The sequence below is a fragment of the Dyella flagellata genome (assembly GCF_030160275.1).
GTDB classification, from domain to species: domain Bacteria; phylum Pseudomonadota; class Gammaproteobacteria; order Xanthomonadales; family Rhodanobacteraceae; genus Dyella_B; species Dyella_B flagellata.
Window position 1 is genome coordinate 39,895 of the sequence record NZ_BSOA01000013.1, and the last position, 20,019, is coordinate 59,913.

A 20,019-nucleotide genomic window follows, 5' to 3' on the forward strand; every position below is an offset into this window, starting at 1 on the left:
TGGTCACGCCTGATTTTGAAATGCCGCCGGATATGACTATCCGCTGCCTACCGAATACATTTCCTGCAGCAAGGCAGCACTCAAGGTCATGGTCATAACACCATCCAATGACAATTTGACATCTTCTCCCATGGACGGCAGACGATCGAGCAACTCAACCACCGTCTGCGCATCGAAGAACGGCACATCCTTGAAACGCTCGCTGCGCAACGAATCTTGCAAAAGTTCATAGAAGGGGCTTTCTGCATCCAGTGTGATCGGCGGCGCAGTGAACGAATGCTTGCTGCGCTTGCAGATCAGATCGGGCAAATAGGGCCGCGCCGCCTGGCGCAAAGCATATTTCTCCTGCTGACCCTTGATCAGCCGGGCGGCTGGAATACGCTTGATGACCTCGAACAGGTGATGGTCCAGGAACGGCAGCCGCACTTCCAGACCATGCGCCATCTCCAGGCGTTCGGCCAATAGTTCGTAGTTGCCTAGAAACGCCTTGGTCCACAGGTAGAGCGACTGGATCACCGCATCGCGTCCCGCCAGCTGCCGCGCGTCGACCGAATCAAGAAAATCTTCGAACGGATTGCGTCGTTCGTACAAACTCACCATGTCCGGGTGCATCAGCACGAACAGGATCGAACGGTCTGCCGCAAGCTTGCTCATCCACGACGGCACGAAGCCCAGCCTTTGTTGCACCTGGTGCAGCAATGGCTGCTCGGCCGCGAAGCTTGCTCCCGCAGTCCCGCGCAGCAGTGCGTTTTGCAACATGTCCTGGCGCGCCGAAGGGTAACCGCCGAGCAAATCGTCGGACCCTGAGCCGGACAGAACCACTTTCCAACCGGCCTCGTGGATCGCTTTGCTGTGGATGTAGCGCGCCACCCCATGGCCGTTGAGGGCGAACATCTCGCCGTGCCACAACGCTTCCCGGAACGACGCCGACAGATCGGCATGACGCACTTCCGTAGGGACGAACGTGGCGCCGGCAAAGGCTGCCATGCTTTGGGCATAGTCGCGCTCGTTGTAATAGCTCTCTTCGAAACAGACCGTAAACGCGTGCATAGGAGTCGCGGCATGCCTTGAGGCAATGCCTAGCACCGACGAGGAATCCAAGCCTCCGCTCAGAAAGCAGCCTACAGGCACGTCTGCGCGCAGGCGCAGCCGGACCGCCTCATCCAGCGCTGTGCGAAGCTGCTCCACCTGCGCACGCTCCCCATCTGCGTCATCCTGGTCATGCAGGGGATAGTCCATGTCCCAGTATTTTTCGATGCGCATGCCCTTTGCGTCGACGATCATCCGGTGGCCCGGAGGCAGCTGCCTGATTCCGGCGTACGGGGTGCGGTCCTCCGGCAGACAAATGAACAGCTGGTCCAGGGTCGACTGCCGATCCCACACGGCGGGGACACCCGCCGCGAAGAGAGCCTTGATCTCCGAAGCGAACAGCAACAGTCCGTTCCATTGGGCATAGAACAGCGGCTTGATGCCGAATCGGTCGCGCACGGCCAGCAGGCGCCTGGCCCTGCCGTCCCACAGGCAGAATGCGAACTCGCCGCGCAACATGCGCACGCAATCGTCCCCGTGCTCCTCGTAAAGATGCAACGCGACTTCGCTATCCGATTCGCTGCGGAAGCGATGGCCACGTTGCATCAATTTGGCCCGCAGATGCTCGAAATCATAAAATTCGCCATTGACGGTCACGCATAGGCGACCGTCTTCATTGCGCATGGGCTGCTCGCCATTGGCGAGGCCGACGATGCTCAGGCGCGTGTGAAGCAGTCCCACGTTGCCATCGGGCGCCAGCCATTCGCCTTCGCCGTCAGGGCCGCGATGCGCCAATGTCCGCCGCATTCGTTGCAGCATTTGCGGATCGACACCTGCGCCGTGCGCGTAAATCGCACCTATGCCACACATCAGAAGGCTCCTTGCGCGACGGAAGAGGACTGGCTGAGCTGCCCCATCGCCACGAGTATCGAGCGCACGCCCTGATAGGGGTTGCGGCCGTGGTTGATCAGCACATTGTCAAGCAATAGCACGTCATGCCGTTCCCAGGGAAACACGACTTTCGCTGCCTCGAACGCTGCGCGTATCTGCGCGAGCGATTCCGGCTCGATCGGCGTGCCATCGCCGTAGAGCGCCTCGCGTGGAAACGTGCCATGCATGACGCGCCGAATGGACTCGTGCACTTCGACCGGAAGATTGCTCGCATGGAACAGATGGGCCTGATTGAACCAGACGGTTTCGCCGGTGACCGGATGGTGCGTCACGGCCTGGCGCACCTGCCGCGTCGTGAGCTTCTCACCATCCCATTCGTAGTGTATGTCGTGCGCCTGGCAATATTCCTCGACCACGCGAGGATCCGCCGTGCCGAATGTCTCCTGCCAGGAAAGATCAACCCCCCAGCCGTAGCGGCGCACATACATCACGCCTTTACGCACAAAGGAGTCTCGTACCTCGGGCGCTATGCCCTGATACACGGACCTGCCATCGGCTATAGGCGTTTCTCCGCCCTGGGCCGCTACCTGCTGCGCGTAGAAGCATATGCGCATGGGCCAGTTCAGGGCGTAGGAAAACTCGTTATGCAGCGCGATGGTCTGCTCACTGGGATAGGCGGTGGACGTGTACACACGTCCCCCGCGTTCCTCCCGCGGCGTTGAGCGCTCCTGATAGGGTATCAACTCGTCGATACAGCGCATGCACACCGCCCGAAAGGCATCGACACCATCGACCTCGAAGCCACGAAACAGCACGCCACCGACTGTGTGAAGGAGGGTTTGCAGCATGTCGGCATGCGCGAGCAGCCAGCGCTCCAGCGAGCGATCAGCCTCAGCGTGGATGATCCTGGGCAGCCGCCCGCGCACCTCCGCATCGATACGGGTGGCCGCCGGCTTCCCTGCTTGCAGCAGCCGTGCCTTCAGCGCGGTGCTCTTGTCGTGTTGCCGGTCCATGCTCATGCCTGCTCGTGCCCGATATGCTTGAGGCGCTGCCGCCACGCATCGCGCCGCTGCTGACCTGTTTGCGCGTCTTGCGCGTCCATCTCCGCCAGCAGCTCGCCGATTGCTTGCTCGGCGTGAGGCAAGGCGTCGAGTACCAGCCGGTAGCGCGCGAGGAACGAGTCGACGAAGGCGGAGTCGAACAAGTCGGTGTCGTATTCGAGCCAGCCATTCAAGCCAATGTCGCTCTCTTGCAGGGACAGTGCCAGGTCGAAGGTGGAGGTTGCGCGGTCCAGCTCGACCGGAGTGAAGGCCACATCCGCCGAATGCAACGTACCGGCCTTGCCGGCCTGCATCACAAACCATAGCTGGAACAAGGGCGAATGCGCCGGATTACGCTCGATATCAAGGGTTCGCAACACCTGATCGTACGGCATATCCTGGTTGCGCAGCGCATCGGCCGCCACCGCGCTCACGTGCTCGACAAGCGATGTCACATTCAAAAGCGGATCGCAGGCGACGCGCAGCACCAGCGTATTGAGAAAGAATCCGACCAGTTGCTGTGTTTCTTCCAGCGCTCGCCCCAGCACAGGCGTACCGATCAGCAAGTCGCGCTGTCGGCTGTAGCCGTACAACACCAGACAATAGGCGGCAAGGCAAGCGATGTAGCGGGTAATGCCGTGCTTTTTGGCGAACTCATCGATCGCATCCACCGTATGCTGTGAAACTTCAAAGAAATGCGCGCGCCCACGGTAGGAACGCAGCTGTGGCCGCGGCTGACGCAACGGCAAGGCATGTAGGCGGGGCGCCGCTTGCAGGTTTTCACGCCAATAGGCCAGTTGTTCGGCCAGTCGCCCCGAACCGACCAACTCCCGCTGCCATCCGGCAAAATCCGCGTAACTTACGGGCAACGGCATGAGCGGCGACGGCAGCCGATTGATCAGTGTCTCGTACACGCGGGTCAGCTCGACCAGCAGCAGAGCCATCGACCAGGCGTCGCAAATGATGTGATGCGCAGTAAGGATAAGGTAGCGAGGCGCTCCTGCGATGCTCGCCAGGCTGCAGCGAAACAGCGGTGCCGCAGCCAGGTCGAAGGGCTTTTGCGTCTCCTGCATGGCAAGTTGTTGCAGCAGCGCGTCTTCTGGCGCGGCTGCGGAGGCGTCCATGCTCAACAGGGCGAGCTCCGGCTGCACGTCATCGAGGACGACGCGACGCACGGTGTCGCCTTCCCGGCGGTAAGCCGTACGCATGGTGTCGTGTCTTTTCATCAGGATGCCAATCGCATCGCGCAACGCGTCAACCTGCAGCGCGCCGTCAATGCGTACGGCCATGAACGTGTTGTAGATGGGCACGTCCGGGCGAAGCTGGTGCTCCAGCCACATACGCTCCTCGCCATAGGACAGCAGTCCGCCATCCTGCCCAGCCCTGATCGGCGGCAAGCCACCGAAGGGGGCCGATGATTGGGACAGGAAAGCGGCCAATTGGCGAATGGTCGGCTGCCGAAAGCATTGGTCGGCACTGAAGACCAGCTCCTGCTTGCGAGCCCGCGCACTGATCTGGATCGCGCGGATCGAGTCGCCGCCCAGGGCGATGAAGTTGTCCTGCGCACCAACCTGCTTCAGTCCGAGCACATCGCGCCAGATATCGGCCAACGTCTGCTCTAGCTCCCCCTCCGGTGCCACGTAGCTGTCCACTGCAACGGATTGTTCGCGTTTCAATAGCAGATCGACCAGTTGTCGCTTCTGCGACGAGAGCGCATTCAGTCGGTCATCGAGCCGGGACATTCCAATCTCCTCGTGACTTTAAGTGGATCCCAGTTCAGTCTGGAATTGTTGCAACAAGCGGGCCGCTTCTTCGTCGCTCAAGCACTCGATGTGCGCCAGCACCTGTTGCATGCGCCAGTCTTCCGCCAGGGCCTCGCCACGCTCGCGCAGGCACGTGTAGTCGACCTTGCCGTTGCTGTTGAGCGGAAGGCTTGCAACTTGCAGGAATTGATGCGGCAACATGTAGGCTGGCAGCAACGCGGCCAGGCGCTCATGATCAGGCACCCAACCGCTAGCAGCCACAACGTACGCATGGATGCGTACGATGCCGTCTGCGCGGTTATGCAGCAGCACCGCGCATGCTTCGATACCGGGCAATTGCCGCAGTGTGTGCTCAATCTCGGCCAGCTCGATGCGGTAGCCATTGAGCTTGATCTGCCGATCGCGCCTGCCCGACAGCAAAAACCCGTGCTCAGCGCAGCGGACCAGATCACCGGTCGCATACACGCGCGCACCCGGTGAGGCGGCGCTGTCATCGGGCACGAAGGCTTCGGCGGTAAGCGCCGGGTTGTCGAGATAGCCGCGCACCAGGCCTTCGCCGCCCAGCATCAGTTCGCCCACTTGTCCAGGCATGGCAGCGAGCCGCCGGCGGTCCAGCACCTGTGCCGTGACATGCTTGCGGACCCGGCCAATGGGTACTGCGCCATCCTCTCCGGGCGTGCAACGATGCACGCTGCTCCATACCGCACCTTCGGTCGGCCCGTATTCGTTGAACATCGCGACCCGTGGAAGCTGCTGGTAATGTCTGGCAACCAGGCTTGCCGGCAATATCTCACCGGCCATGATGACCGTGTCCAGGCTATCCAGCTCGGTTTCGCTGCGCTCAGTCAGCAGGCTGTGGTAGTACGATGGCGTACACAACAAGTGAGTAACGCCTTCGCGTCGGATCACCTCCAGTACTGCGAGCGCGTCGCGGATGTCGGTGTCCGGAAACACCAGCCGCTGGCCTAGCGCGAAGGTCCAGAACAACACCGCCACCGAGCTGTCGAAAGCGAACGACGGGATCAGCATGAATACCATAGGCTCGCTGCGGGCGTAATGCTCCAGCCGGCTCTTCAACGAGAACCATAGGTTCCGGTGGCTGACCATTACGCCTTTGGGTGTGCCCGTCGAACCGGAGGTGTAGATCACGTAGCCGAGCTGATCAGGATCGATCGTAGCCGTGGTAACAACCGCCGCTTGCCCGGGTAAACCGGCGTCCAGCATGCAAGGCGAAATCAGTTCGGCACCCGGCAATTGCCCAAGATCTCCGCTCGCCGCGATCAGTACCCGGATGCCTGCATCGGCGATGATTTTGCGGTTGCGTTCCGACGGTTGCAACGGATTCAATGGCACATAGGCGCCGCCGGCCAGCTGGATGGCGAGAATGGCCACAGCATAGGCAATGGGCGCATCGAGCAGAACGCCGACGCGGCTTTCCTGCGTAATACCGCGCGCAGCGAGCTGAGCAGCCCAACGCCGTGCGCGCGCGTGCATGGCAACAACGCTCAGCTGTTGGGAACCGTGCGTCAACGCAATGCGGTCCGCTGAATCTTCAACGCGGCGCAGCCACATCGACAACCATGTGGCCGGCGGTTCTTCATCCACCGTGGTAGCCGGCGCGCGGCGCACTGGCCGGTCGTAGCGACTTGCCGCGTCGTCCGCAATGGCCTGCAGCGCCGTGGCAAAGCTATCGCCGATGTCGCGGATCAGCGCCGCGCCAACCAGCTGCGTATCGCATTCCAGGCACAAATGGATGCGCCCGGAAAACGGATCAATACTGAATTCGGACCGATACGCGAAATGAGAGGCACCGTAGCCCCTGGCAGCCTTCACCTGCAGCTGGCGCAATTGCGTCAAGTGGCTGAATCCATGGAAGTGGACGTAATTGAATACAGTGTCGACCAGGTCCCCTTTACCGAGGCTGCGCTGCAAGTTGGCATAGGCGTAGCGGCGCACTGGTAACAGTTCCTGCTCAGCCGCATACACCTGACGGATGAGTTCCTGCCAGGTACCGCCGCGACACTGGACGCGGAACGGCACCGTATTCAAATGCATGCCGATGACGGACTCGCCTTGCTCGGTCTCAAGCCGCCCGTTCGATTCCAGCCCGGTCAGCACATCATAGTCACCGAACACCTGCGACAACACGTTCACATGCGCCGCCAGCAACACATGTTTGGCACTTACGCCCAGTTCGGCCGCCACGCGGCGCAAACCGGCGCTGAGCGCAGCGGAAATCGGTACATCCTGCACGGCAAACCGCGGAATGGCACCAGACCCACCCGGGCGCTGCGGAAAACTGTGTACCGGTGCGCCTTGCAGATACTGCGCGTAGAATGCGCGCGCGTTTGCGGATCGATGAGCGGCAAGCTCGGCCGCGATGTAGTCGGCAAAACGGACCCGTGGCGGTGCCAAGGCCACGGAAGCGCCACCGAGCAGGCGGTCATAGGTCAGCAGCAGCTCCGATACCAGCAAGGACGCGCTCCAGCCATCGAGCAGCAGGTCGTGGAACGCCAGGAAGATTTCGAAGCGACGCCCAGGACCGACGCGGATGGCAAACCGGAAGAACGGCGGCCGGCTCCAATCGAAACTGCGCGCGCGCAGCTGTTCGACGAATGCGCGCGTCTGGACCATGTCCGGCGCTCGATCCAGCCGCTCAGTCTCGATCAGCACGTCGGCATGCGCATGGACCAGATGCATGGGCACGCTGAAGCTGGTCAGGTCGATCGCTGAGCGGAGCGTTTCGTGGCGTTGCACGAGCTGCGCTACCGCAGCGTGAAACACCGCTTCGTCGAAATCGCCCTCGATCTCGTAGACGAATACGTCTTTGTAGACCTCCCTGCCTTCGGCGGATTCATCGTGATAGATCAGTCCGGCCTGCACCGCCGCCAGCGGATACGCGTCGAGCACGCCGGGCGGGACGCTTGCGCGGTCCCCGGCACTCAGCAAGGCGAAAGGCTCGACCCCGGGCGCATGGGGCACGCTACCGACCGCAGGAGCTGCGCCGGCCAATTGCGCCACGGTAGGACGGGCAAACAACATGGCGAGGTCGAAATGCAATCCCCCGCGGCGCGCCGCAGCAATCACCCGCAGCGCGCGAATGGAGTCTCCGCCGAGCGCAAAGAAATTGTCGTCGATACCGATGCCGCCTACTTCAAGAACCTGCTCCCACACATCGACCAGCATCCGCTCACTCGCGTCGCGCGGCGCACGATGCGCCGAGGCCAGCTTCGGGCGCAACAGCTCGACCTCGGGCAGACGTCGCTTGTCCAGCTTGCCGTTCGGACTGAGCGGCAGCATGTCTACGAAGGCAATCACGCCCGGCACGCTTTGTTCCGGCAGTTGCGTGCGCAGCCACTGCTGGAGCGCCTGCGCATCGAGCGCCACGCCGGCCTCACCCACGCAATAGGCAATCAGCCATGCCGGCCGCTCCGACGCGTCCGTGGCGACCAGCTCACCACGTAGAAACTGGCGATGCTCGGCCAGCGGTGGCCAAGCGGGCTCCAACGCTTCCTGATCGATATAGTTCAAGGGCGCTGCCATTGCCCGGCCCTGCCGGAGCACCACCGCAGCCGCCTGGACCTGGGCATGCCGCTCCAGCGCGGCCTCAATCTCAGCCAATTCGATGCGGAAGCCGCGCAGCTTCACCTGGCCATCCTGGCGTCCACGGAACTCGATCAGTCCCGATGCATGCTGACAACCCAAGTCGCCGGTACGGTATAGACGCTCGCCTGGCTGCACAGCATAGGGATTGGGCACGAACAGCGCCGCGGTCTGCCGTGGATTGTGATGATACCCCCGCCCAAGGCCGTGGCCTCCGATGTAGAGCCCGCCGGCCATACCCGGCGGCAATGCATGCAAGGCTTCATCCAGCACATACATATGGATGTTGGCGATGGGATGGCCGATCGGTTGCACCGCACTTTGCCATTCGCCGTCGCAACGGTAGGCGGTCACATCTACCGCCGCCTCTGTCGGCCCATAGAGGTTGTCCATGCGCACTGCCAGCCCGTCCGCAACGGCCCGCACCAGGCTGGTAGGCAGCGCCTCCCCGCTGCAAATCAGCGTGCGTAGCGTCCGGCAAGCCGTACAATTTTCTTCGAGCAGGAACATGCGCAGCATGGAAGGCACGAAATGGACGGTAGTGACCATCCCGCGCGTGAGCAATTCGACCAGATAGGCCGGGTCCTTGTGGCCTTCGGGGCGCGCAATTACCAGCCGCGCACCCACCATCAGCGGCCAGAACAATTCCCACACGGAGACGTCGAAGCTGTATGGGGTCTTTTGCACCACGGCGTCCATGGCGCCCAGCTGATAGGCGTCCTGCATCCACAGCAGGCGGTTGACGATGGCCGCATGCGTATTCATCGCGCCCTTGGGCCGGCCGGTCGAGCCTGAGGTGAAGATCACATAGGCCAGCTGGTCCGGCAGCGGCGGCGTAAAAGCTGCTGCGCCGGGGGCCTTGTGCATAGCGGCAGCGGCATCGATCAGCTGGATGCCGTGCAAGTGATCCGTCCATGGCACAACCAGCTCGCTGTCGCAGACGACATGCTGCAGCCCCGACTCCACCATCAGGGTTTTCAAATACTCGACCGGGTAGGACGGCTCCAGCGGCAGGTAGGCTCCGCCCGCTTTCAGTACGCCGTAGATCGCTGCAACCATGCTGGCAGAACGACGCATGCATACGCCGACGATGGTCTCCGGTCCCACGCCGCGACCTTGTAGCTCGGCGGCGATACTCCGAGCGCGCTCGTGCAATCCGGCGTAGCTCCACGAGCCGTCTTCGAATTCCAGCGCAATGCGATCAGGCGTGGCCCTGCACTGCACTTCGAATGACTGCAACAGGGTGCGCGGCTGCAAGTAATCGGCACGATTGGAGGCCTGAGCCTGCGCGGCCAGTGCGCCTGTTTCTTCCTCGCTTAGCCAGCTGAGTTCATTCAACCGCACGGCAACTTCGCCCTTGGCGAGCCAGCGCAGGATGCGCTCGAACAACTCGGCAACGGCCTCGATATCGTGCGGTGCAAACGCCGTCTCGATCGCCTTGTAGCGACACAGGATGCGCCCTTCGTGCATACCGGCATACAGCGCAAGCGGAAACTGTGCATCGGTTTCCTCCAATGCCAGCGAGTTCAACTCGAAACCGGCCAGCTTCCAGCGCCCACCGGCCTGTCCCAGCGAGAAGGGCACGAATCCAGCAGCATCGGAGGCACCCTCGTCCTGCATGATGAAGGCGTATCGCGACGGCAGTTCATGGGCCTCGCGCAGGCCGCAGCTGCGCAGCACTTCCTCATAAGGCAGCTCATGCGTATATGCATCGAGCAGTTGCCTGCGCACATCGCCCAGCCATTGGGCCACCGTTGCGCGCCGATCCACTCGAACGCGCATTGGCAATAGATTCGCCAAATATCCGACCAGATCCCGTCGCTCCACCTCGGCCCGGTTGTTGGTCAGCGAGCACATCAGGAATCCATCCTGTCCCTCGAACACCGCAGCTGCCAGCTGGAACGCTGCGAACAGCAACATCTGCATGCTGAGACCTTGCTGCTGCGCGATGCCTTGCAACAACGACGCCAGCGGCCGCTCAACGATACGCATGCGGCAGGCAGCGACCGGCTGCCGCGCCGTTGCCGCCGCCGCGGACGGCCACGTGCGCGCATCGCCGAGATGATCCCGCCAGTAGGCTACACGCCGTTGCCATGCCTCGCTGGCGTGGGCGCGATGTTCTGCGCGTACCTGATCCAGATAGGATGCCGTAAGAGTGGGCTGCGTGGCGTTCTCCCCGCGCAATGCGGCGGCATAGGCTTCGAACAAATCGCGCAACAACACGCTCAGCGACCACAAATCGCAGAGAATATGGTGGGCCACCAGCAGCAGCACGTCGTTCCGGCCCGGCGTCCGCAGCACACTCACACGCAACAACGGCGGGCACGCAAAGTCGAAGCTGCGCGCCGCTTCCGTATGCAGCAGCGCAGCCAATGCCTGCGGCGTTTCGCAATTGAACAGCTGCGGCTTGAGCGTAGCGTCCACGAGCACGCGCTGTATCGGCGGCCGGTCCTGGTCCTGGGTGATGGCAATGCGCAATGCTGCGTGTCGCCGCGACAGACTTTCCAGCGCCACGTTCAAGGCGGCAAGATCGATCGCCGGATGGACCTCGGCCGCGCGCGCGATCTGGTACGCGGTGCTGTCCGGCCGCAGCGCCTGTGCGAACCAGATGCCCTGCTGGCCGTGACTCAAGAGTGTTGCCTGCAGATCGGCGTCCGGCGCGACTGCGTGCATGGGCGGCAGTGACGGAGGTCCGGCCTGAAGATGTGCAACAACGCGTGCCGCAAGCAACTCGATCGTGCAATCGCCCAGGGCCTCGGCCAGGGCAACCCGAATGTCATAACAGCTTTCCAGCTGATGGATGAGACCGATCACCTGCACCGATCCCAAGCCCATGGCCAACAAGGAGCGGGAACGCTCCGCCTGCAAGGCGGCCGGTTCGATGCACGGACCGATCCACTCGGACATGGCCGCAACCAGCTGCGATTGCGCTACTTGCGCAGACAACTGGCGCAAGGACTCGGCGTCGGGAAAGGTGGGTGCTGCCATGTCGCAAAGCACCTGGCCGAGCACCGGCAGCGCTCCTGCCTGCCATAACCGACGTGTGTCATTACGGCGCAGTTTGCCGCTGGAAGTTCGTGGGAGCCCGCCTCGCTTGACGGCAAGCAAGGCATGCAGTTCCACTTCAAAGCGTTCGCCGATGATGCGTTTCACACGATCGCCCAGCGCCGCCATTGCCAGTTCGCGACCTGCGCCGCTCTCGAACGCGACCACCAGTTTCTCTTCACCGCCCACCTCGTCGGAGAAAGCGGCCACGCTGCCGGTAACGGTACCGGCCAGACCGTCTTCGACGGTCATTTCGATGTCTTCGGGATAGAGGTTGCGCCCCCGAATGATGACGAGGTCCTTCAGTCGCGCGGTAATGAACAATTCGCCACGATGCAGAAAGCCCAAGTCGCCTGTACGCAGGTAGCCCCTTGCCTGGTCCCAGGTGGGATAGGTACGCGCGTCAGTGGAAGCGTGCCAGTAGCCGGAGCTGACGCTCGCGCTGGCCACCCACACTTCGCCAACAGCGCCTTCAGCAAGCGGCTGCAGTGTTTCCGGCTCGACAATGGCCAGGTGCTCACCCGGCAGTACGCACCCAAGGCCGGTCAAGGCGATACTGTCGGGCGACTCGCCCGTTTCCATGGCACGGCGCTGTTCAAGCAAGGCTTGGGCATCGAAATGCCTGACTTCGGGCGAACGGCCCGGCATCCGTCCGCTGATCATCAGCGTCGCCTCGGCCATGCCGTAGCAAGGCAGGAAACTATGTCGGCGGAACCCACAGTCCGCAAAAGCCTGTTCGAATCGCGCCAGCGTACGTGGCCGCACGCGCTCCGCGCCACTGAAGGCAACGCGCCACCGGCTCAGATCCAGGTTTTGCCGGTCCTGCGGCCGCAGCATGCGCACGCACAGTTCGTAGGCAAAATCGGGGGCGCCGCTAGTGGTTGCACCGGTTTCGCTGATCGCGCGCAACCAGCTCAAAGGCCGCCGCATGAAGCGTTCCTGCGCAAGCAAGATGCTGGGAATGCCTTTGTACAGCGAGTGCAGCGCAATCCCCATCAGGCCCATGTCATGAAACAACGGCAGCCAGCCGAGCACGACATCTGTCTCGTTCAAGCCGAATGCCGCATCGATCAGGGTCTGGTTGTGCAACAGGTTGGCGTGAGTGAGTTTCACGCCCTTGGGCGCGGTGGTCGAACCGGAGGTGTACTGCAGCATCGCAACCGCGTCCAATCCTGGCGGCGGCAGCGCAAGGCCAGATCTATCGGCGTCGATACCGTTGACGGCCAGCCAATGCGCGACTTGTGCTTCGGCGCCCAGTAGCGGCGCAAACGTAGCGCTGTCCTGCTGGTCCTGGGTAATGATCAGTGCCGGCGAGCAATGGCGAATGATCAGTGCCAGGCGCTCGTTCACGCCCTGTGGCCTCGGCACCGGTACCGGCACCGCAATCACGCCTGCCCGCAGGCAGGCGAAATACGCGATCATGAATTCGATGCTGTTGGGCAACATGAGCAACGCGCGCTCGCCGGGTCGCGCCTGTCGCGCCATCCGGGATGCGAGCGCGCGCGACCGCTCGGCCAGGACAGCATAGCTGATGCTGTCCTCGATATCGGCGTTGCCTAGAACGCTATAGGCCGTATCGCGAGGTCGCTGCCGGGCCCATTTGTCCAGAACATCGATGAGGGTCATCGGGGCATCTGTGCCTGGCTAGGTGAGCGCTTCGCTGAGCGGCTGCAAGCGGCCGCTGCCTTGCAGGGTGGCCAGATCGAGGTTCGCGATGCATTGCACCTTCACCATGTCCAGCGTCAATTCGCCGACCAGGTGAATGCTGCCAATGGCGCTCTCGAAATTGGCGGCACTCCAGTCACACTGTTCAACCAGCAGGCGCACACCGAGTTCCGTGCCACCATGGGTGTTGGGAAAATGCAAATGGATGTAGCCGCGGTCCAGGCAGCGCTTCACCGCCTGCGCCGTATTTTCCGGCCGCAAGTTGGTCCGTATGGGATGGTCGCCGTCGGAGAGCCGCTCGACCAGCGTTTTTCCTTCGGGCAGCGGGTCGGGTTCGACCACCGGCGGAGGCGGATTGGTGCGCCATTCCTCCATCTTCTTGCGCAGGCTGAGCGGACGCATGTCCGTCCATACTTCGCCGATGTAATCCAAGCATTCCTGCTTGGTTCCCTGCTTGCCGCCATCGCGCCAACCCGGTGGGTTGTCCCGTTCTGCCGGCCAGATGGAATATTGCTCTTCGTGATTGATGACTACCTTGTAGGTGTCAAAAGGATCGTTTTCTTCGTTGGCCACCGCGTACGTCCTCCCAGTCTGATCCAAACAAAATCCGATGATGATTCGATATGCCGGCGCGCCGGCAGGCTATTCAAGCAATTGCCGGTACTTCGGATCGCGCGAACGGGACAGCAGGCTGCGCACCGTCACGCCGTCGTAGTCGGGCAGGTCGGCCTTGGCGCCGTGTTCCAGGAACATGCGAACATGCTTAGCGTCGCTGCGTTTTTTCAGCATGAAATGCAACGGGGTTTTGCCGCTGATGTCCTGCACATTGGGATCCGCGCCACATTCAAGCAGCGTCTTGGCGGCGGCAAAATGGCTCCATTTGATCGCAAACATCAGCGGCGTTTCCTCACCAGGCGGATCGATGTCCGCACCTGCCTTGACCAGCAGCTTGATCGCAGCCGGACTGTCGTTGAAAGCCGCGGCCCATAGGCAGTAATTGGGATTTGCGCCACGCTTGAGCAGATGACCGGCCAGCTCGAGATTCTTGCCGCGGCCGATGGCATACCAAAGCGGCGTTGCCTTCCACTGTCCTTCGGTGAAGGCCTCCTGGTCGATGCTCAGGCCGGCATCGAGCAATACCTGCGCCGTCTTGATGCTGTCGGGTGCGGGCAAGCCGCGCTTGGCTATCTCGATCCCGCAGCACAGGTGCAGGAGATTTTCGCCCTTTTCGCCATGATACTTCAGCAACTCGGGGTGATCCTGCAACGCTGACTTGATCGCCCTCCAGTCCAACGCCTTGATCGACGCGAGCATCTTTGTTTTGGAGACCGGCTTGCTGTTTGTGGTCGTCATTGCACACTATCCACGGGTTGGCTGAGGCTGGCTGCCGCAGCTTTGGCGCACGCCATATACGCATGCTCAAAGCGCTGCAGAAAGAGTTCGATGGTACTGGCCTTGTGCAGCGCTTTTGAAAATGTCACGCCTATGCTGAGCCTGGCGTCGGCCATGCCGGCCACGATTTCCAAGACGTGCGAGCGTTCGTTGACGGGGTCTTGCGTCCATCCAGGTGATTCGACGGCCAGTTCGAACCCCTTCCCCGCAGAGGGTTTCTGTCCGCCTTGTCCCAAATAGAGCACCAGCGCTTCAGGTTGGTTGCCGTATCGGATCAGGTCATCACACAGATAAGCCAGCACGCCATAGTCGAGACCGCGGCTGGATGCTTCATTCAACGCTTCTTGCACCGCTATCGCATGGACTTGGGCGGACGATGACGGGCGTGGAATGGCGAAAGGATACAGGGCAGTGAACCAGCCTACTGTGCGTGAGAGATCCATGTCCGGCGCAATGCCGTCACGGCCATGCCCTTCCAGCGCCACCAGCGTACTCCCCGGCCCCATCCAATCCGCGAAAGCCGTTCCCAGCGCAGCCAGGAACAGGGCAAACGGCGAGACGCCTGCGCGCGCAAACAGATGCGCCTCGTCCAGCGTGAGCTCCCGGCTCAGCGTGGCGGCGGAGGCCACAGTGTTGCGCCCGTCTGGGAAGTCGCGTGGCAGCACGTTATGGTCGGCGGACAGCATGCGCAACCAGGCGTCGCGAACAGCCGCTACCGGCAAGGCATCGGCATAGGCGCGCAGACTTTCCGCCCACTGCTTATAGGAGGTGGACTTGCTCGCCAAGCGTAACGGCTCACCGCGCGCAAGCTGCTCGTAGCCGGTATGCAGGTCTTCAAGCAGGATTCGCCACGAAATCGCATCCACCACCAGGTGGTGGGCGCAGATCATCAGCCGATCGTTATCAGCATCGCCGCTGTCGAAGAACACCGCCTTGATCAGCAAACCCTGATCAAGGTCGAGCGCCACCTGCACGCGCGCGCAAACCGCGCTTAGCCTGCCCTGATAGTGTTCCGGCGTGCAGTCGCTCAGATCTTCGACCTCCAGCACGATGCGCGGCGCATAGGGCAACAACTGCTGTTGCCAGTGGCCATCGCGCTGAAAGAAGCGCGTGCGTAACGCATCGTGTTGTTTCAAAAGCCCCAGCATGGCTTCATTCATCCGCCCGGCATCCAGGCGTTGCGTCGTCTTCAGCAGAAAGGCCTGGTTGAAATGCTGCACTTGTGGCAATGCCTGCTCGAAAAACCAGAGCTGGATCGGCGTAAGCGGCAGATCCCCGGTCACTTCCGCGTCATCCATGGCCGAACGCGATGGCGCCGACTTGTCCAGCGACGCGCACAGCGCATCGATAGTTCCGCTCTCCATGGCCGCGAACGGCCCTATGCGCAAGCCGCGCTCGGTCGCCTTCGCTGCGATCTGCAAGCTGGTGACCGAGTCGCCGCCAAGCATGACGAAGCTGTCCGTCACCCCGATGGGGCTGACACCGAGATATTGCTCCCAGATATCGACCATCCGTGCTTCGGTTTCATTGCGTGCTGGCGCATAGGCGCTATCCAGATGTTCCGGGCGCTGTCCCGCAGTGCTGCGCCTCGACTCAGCCGGCAGCCAATCCAGCGGACTAGGGCCGTTCGTCGCAGCCATGGATGCCGCCAAGTCGTTCACGTTGGAAGGTGAAACCAGTACTTGCGGCTGCTCGATCGATAGTGCCAATACCCATGCACGCAAGCCGTCCGCAACCGCCAGCGGTGCAGGATCGGCTGGGCTGCCGGCAGGCTGTTTCACCCTGGCGCTCATGCCTACGCCAGCCCATCCGTCCCAATTGATCGATCGCACATACGTCCGTCCGCTGGCCCAGGCTTCATTCGCGTAGGCGTCCATAAAGGCATTGGCCGCAGCGTAATCGCCGTTACCGGCGCCGCCAATAATGGCGCGCAGGGAGGAAAACAGCAGCACGAAGTCAGGTGGCCGGTCGGCAAACAGGGCGCAGATCACCTCCGTACCCTTGACCTTGGCCCGAAGCCCCTCCCATGCGGAAACCTCGCTCATGCGCTGCACGATGGTCGTCGGCAGGCTTCCGGCCGCGTGGATGACTCCGTTGATCGCACCGAAGCGCTCCTCCGCGGCGAGCCTCGCACGGAGCATGGCTTCGCCATCGGTGACGTCCGCTTGCAGCACCAGTAATTCGGCACCCTGTTCGCGCAGGCGTTGCAGCCTATCGTCGGCACCCAGGTTGCGCGAAATCAGCACCAGCTTCGCCTGCATCTGCCGCGCCAGATATTCCGCTATTTCCAGCCCGATGCCGCCAAGCCCGCCGGTGATCAGGTAGACACCGCGGTGCCGTAGCAAAAGTCCGTCGGTTGCGGAAATACGCACCGGCTCAAAGACGCGCTGCCAGCGCAGTCGTCCGCGCAAGGCGACTTCTGCGGTTGACGCATCGCCAAGCAGCTCGTCCAGGAGCATCTGCGCCTTCGCGCCGTGGGCAAACGCGGTCGCGCTTTGGGCCGGCAGATCGACGCTCTTGAAAATTAGTCCGGGATATTCCTGCGCCAGCACCTTGCCGAGCCCGCGGGCCAGCGCTTTCTCGGCGAAGCAAGCCTCTTCGCCGTCGACGCTCCACATGCCGTTGGACACCACGATCATGCTAGCCGACACGCCAGCGCCGGCGGGGATCGCGCCACCGCCCAAGAGTTTTTCGCCCAAGGCCTGCGCCAGCCACATCGGCACGCAGAACCATGGACTCGGCCCCTCGGACGGCCATTCGCCGGCCAGTTGCACGAAGTAGCTGTCGAAAAACACGAAGCGATTCGTGCCAGCGCGCGAAAACTCGTGGTCTTGCAACAGACGGGCATAGCTATCGCGTCGGCAACCATCCAACGCCAAGGCGCCGTCCATGCCGGCAGGAACCTGGCGATGATGCACCCGCACCACCGATGCGCCCCCCTGCATGAGCGATGAAGCCAGCGATTCGGCCAGCACATCGCCAGCGGCGGCAAGCAGGAAATAGTTCGTGCCACAGCTGTCAACCGCCACTGGAGAGGCCACGTGCTGTCGCCATACCGGCAGCTGGAACCAACTTTCGACATCGTTGCTTGCGCTTGACCGCGCTTCGCTTTCGGTCGTCGTGGGATGACCCTCGGAGGTATCGATCCAGTAGCGTTTTCGTTCGAATGGATAGGGCGGCAGCTCGATGCGTCTGCCTTCGCCGTACACCGCTGCTGGCGGCCTGGGTGGCACTTGCCCGAGCCTCCACAGTTCGCCGACGATACGTAACAGTTGCTGATAGTGCTCCTGGACAGTGTCCGTGGCCCTCCATAACTGCAGCGCCCCATCCTCCGAGGCGTGCACGGGATCGATATGCACAGCATGCAGCGCGGCGATCGTGGCTGCATCGGGCTCAAACCTTCGACCGCCACGCACCTGCTTGATCCAAGCCCGCCAATAGGCGGCCTGGGTGACCTGCTCGGCCGTGCACCAGCGACCGCTGCATTGCGAGAAATAGGCGATTCGAGGGGTGGCCAGCGTCATCGTTGACAGCAGGGCTTCCAGCTTCGTTTCCAGGGGCGTGCTTGCAGGGGGCTCATCCAGCAAGCGGGCAATTTTCAACCCGTCTTCTAGCGTGCACACCCCTGCCAGGCAGGCTGCGATCAATTCATCGGCGCCGAAGGCGACTATCGCCTGCAAAGCGATGCCGAGCCGCAGGATAAAACCGCCGAGCAGATAGCCCGCAGCAAATCGCCAAACCGAGCTGTCCTGCCTGAATCCAGCGGCGGGCGTAGGCCATGTCGGCACGAGCATGTCGATCGTCAGACCGGCTGCCGAAAAGGTCTGCGCGTCGGCAGCCGTCCAATCACGAAAGACCGCACTGTGACGGTAATAGCCTTGCACCAGCTGGCACCAGGCCGAAGAGGCGCCGTCGATGAACAAGGCTGGCCTGCGTGTGGAAGCTTCACTGTCAGGCGCCGGCGCCGATACGGCTTCGAGCTGCCCGATGAGTTCTGCGCGGTTGCCAACGAAGAAGGCGCGTTCCTTCAAATCGGTCCGACCGTGGCGCAGAGTGAAGGCGATATCGCGCAAGGCAGCGCCGTCGTGTCGACGCAAATATTCACCCAGGCGCTTGCGCGCGGCCGTCAAAGCCGTCTTGCTGTTGGCCGAAAGCACCATCAACTGCGGATCCTCGTCCGCTGGCGGCACTGGCATCGTCGGCGCAGGCGCCTGTTCCAGAACCAGATGGGCGTTGGTACCACCCAGGCCGAACGAGCTGACCGCAGCGCGGCGAGGCCTCTCGGCAGCGGGCCATGGAACGGGCACGCTGTTGATGTAGAACGGGCTGCCGCCGAGGTCCAGCTCGGGGTTAGGCGTCGAAAAATGCAGCGTGGGCGGAATCCAACCATGCTGCATGGCGAGGATAGCCTTGATCAATCCCGCCATGCCTGCAGCCGTATCCGGGTGGCCGATGTTGCCCTTCACGGATCCGAGCGCGCAGTACTGTCGCCGCGCCGTCTGGTCGCGGAATGCACGCGTCAGCGCCTCGAATTCGATCGGGTCGCCTTTGAGCGTGCCCGTGCCATGCGCCTCAACATAGTCGATGCTGTCCGGATGCACGTCAGCCAGGCGTAGCGCCTTGCGGATCACTTTGTATTGCCCGCTGACTGAGGGCGACAGATAGCCAACTTTAAGCGAGCCATCGTTGTTGACGGCGGAGGCACGGATCACCGCGCGGATGTTGTCGCCATCCCTGAGGGCATCATCCAGGCGCCTCAGCACGACGACGCCAACGCCATTGCTGGCCACGGTTCCCGCGGCCAAGGCATCGAATGGGCGGCAACGACCGTCGGCCGCGAGAATATTGCCTTCCTGGTAAGTGAGCGGCGTAGCGGGTTCGAGCCCGGCCGTCACCGCACCGGCCAGTGCCATGTCGCATTCGCCGCCCAGCAGGCTTCGGCAAGCCAGATGCACGGCAACCAGGGATGTGGAGCATGTGGTCTGCACGGTGACGGCAGGGCCGGTCAGGCCGAGCTTGTAGGCCGCCGCGGTAGTGAGATGATCCTTGTCGTTGCCGATGATCTTCTGAAACCCGATCTGTGCGCGAGCCAGCCAGCCGCTTGCCAACAAGCGCATGGTATAGGCGCTGAATCCGCTGCCGGCGAACAGGCCGATGCCGCCAGCAAACTTTTCCGGTGCGTAACCCGCACTCTCAAGCGCCATCCAAGCTTGTTCGAGAAACAGCCGTTGCTGCGGGTCGAGTATCTCTGCGTCGCTGGCCGAATAGCCGAACAGGCCGGCGTCGAAGTATTCCGAATCTTCCAGTAGCCCCAGGGCACGAATCAGAGCAGGATCGCGCAGACGTTCCTCGCCGACCCCCGCGGCTCGCAATTGTGCATCCGACAGCCTGCGGATGCCCTCCCTGCCTTCCATGAGCAATTGCCAATACTGGCCCAGATCACGCGCTCCCGGCATGCACGCGGCCATACCTATTACGGCGATTTCCAACCCCGTCATGCGGCTGGCCGCCGAAGCGCGCGCGGTAGCAGCGGGATTATGACTGGACATGGGCGAGTAATGGTTGCGTCATGACGGTTGTCGAGGCGGCCG

The 20,019-nt window shown here is 62.4% G+C and carries 7 protein-coding genes; all 7 read right to left on the reverse strand.

All coding sequences use genetic code 11. The annotated features are described in order from the left end of the window. Nucleotides 1-36: 36 nt before the first annotated feature. Nucleotides 37-1,899, reverse strand: coding sequence for an asparagine synthase (glutamine-hydrolyzing) (gene asnB, locus QQJ96_RS07505; protein WP_284331358.1), 1,863 nt, complete (start codon nucleotides 1,897-1,899; stop codon nucleotides 37-39). Next, nucleotides 1,899-2,939: a TauD/TfdA family dioxygenase gene (locus QQJ96_RS07510; RefSeq protein WP_284331359.1), complete on the reverse strand. Its 1,041-nt coding sequence runs from the start codon at nucleotides 2,937-2,939 to the stop codon at nucleotides 1,899-1,901. The genes asnB and QQJ96_RS07510 overlap by 1 nt, the downstream gene beginning before the upstream one ends. Further along, the gene (locus QQJ96_RS07515) at nucleotides 2,936-4,702 is read right to left on the reverse strand and encodes a condensation domain-containing protein (RefSeq protein ID WP_284331360.1); all 1,767 of its coding nucleotides are present in this window, start codon (nucleotides 4,700-4,702) and stop codon (nucleotides 2,936-2,938) included. Before QQJ96_RS07515 ends, QQJ96_RS07510 begins: the two co-directional genes overlap by 4 nt. Nucleotides 4,703-4,720: 18 nt before the next feature. Further along, nucleotides 4,721-12,997, reverse strand: coding sequence for a non-ribosomal peptide synthetase (locus QQJ96_RS07520; protein ID WP_284331361.1), 8,277 nt, complete (start codon nucleotides 12,995-12,997; stop codon nucleotides 4,721-4,723). An 18-nt stretch (nucleotides 12,998-13,015) separates the two neighbouring features. Next, nucleotides 13,016-13,609 carry an MbtH family protein gene (locus tag QQJ96_RS23600; RefSeq protein WP_284331362.1) on the reverse strand — a complete coding sequence of 198 codons (594 nt, stop codon included), beginning with the start codon at nucleotides 13,607-13,609 and terminating at the stop codon, nucleotides 13,016-13,018. A gap of 69 nt (nucleotides 13,610-13,678) precedes the next feature. After that, a complete protein-coding gene (locus QQJ96_RS07530; RefSeq protein ID WP_284331363.1) occupies nucleotides 13,679-14,389 on the reverse strand; it encodes an ankyrin repeat domain-containing protein in 711 nt (236 codons plus the stop codon). Continuing rightward, nucleotides 14,386-19,977, reverse strand: coding sequence for an SDR family NAD(P)-dependent oxidoreductase (locus tag QQJ96_RS07535; RefSeq protein WP_284331364.1), 5,592 nt, complete (start codon nucleotides 19,975-19,977; stop codon nucleotides 14,386-14,388). The genes QQJ96_RS07530 and QQJ96_RS07535 overlap by 4 nt, the downstream gene beginning before the upstream one ends. Nucleotides 19,978-20,019: the final 42 nt, after the last annotated feature.

Excerpts from the sequence above, each read along its gene's own strand:
- asnB (WP_284331358.1), bottom strand. The coding sequence starts at position 1,899 with ATGTGTGGCATAGGTGCGATTTACGCGCACGGCGCAGGTGTCGATCCG.
- QQJ96_RS07510 (WP_284331359.1), bottom strand. The coding sequence starts at position 2,939 with ATGAGCATGGACCGGCAACACGACAAGAGCACCGCGCTGAAGGCACGG.
- QQJ96_RS07515 (WP_284331360.1), bottom strand. The coding sequence starts at position 4,702 with ATGTCCCGGCTCGATGACCGACTGAATGCGCTCTCGTCGCAGAAGCGA.
- QQJ96_RS07520 (WP_284331361.1), bottom strand. The coding sequence starts at position 12,997 with ATGACCCTCATCGATGTTCTGGACAAATGGGCCCGGCAGCGACCTCGC.
- QQJ96_RS07530 (WP_284331363.1), bottom strand. The coding sequence starts at position 14,389 with ATGACGACCACAAACAGCAAGCCGGTCTCCAAAACAAAGATGCTCGCG.
- QQJ96_RS07535 (WP_284331364.1), bottom strand. The coding sequence starts at position 19,977 with ATGTCCAGTCATAATCCCGCTGCTACCGCGCGCGCTTCGGCGGCCAGC.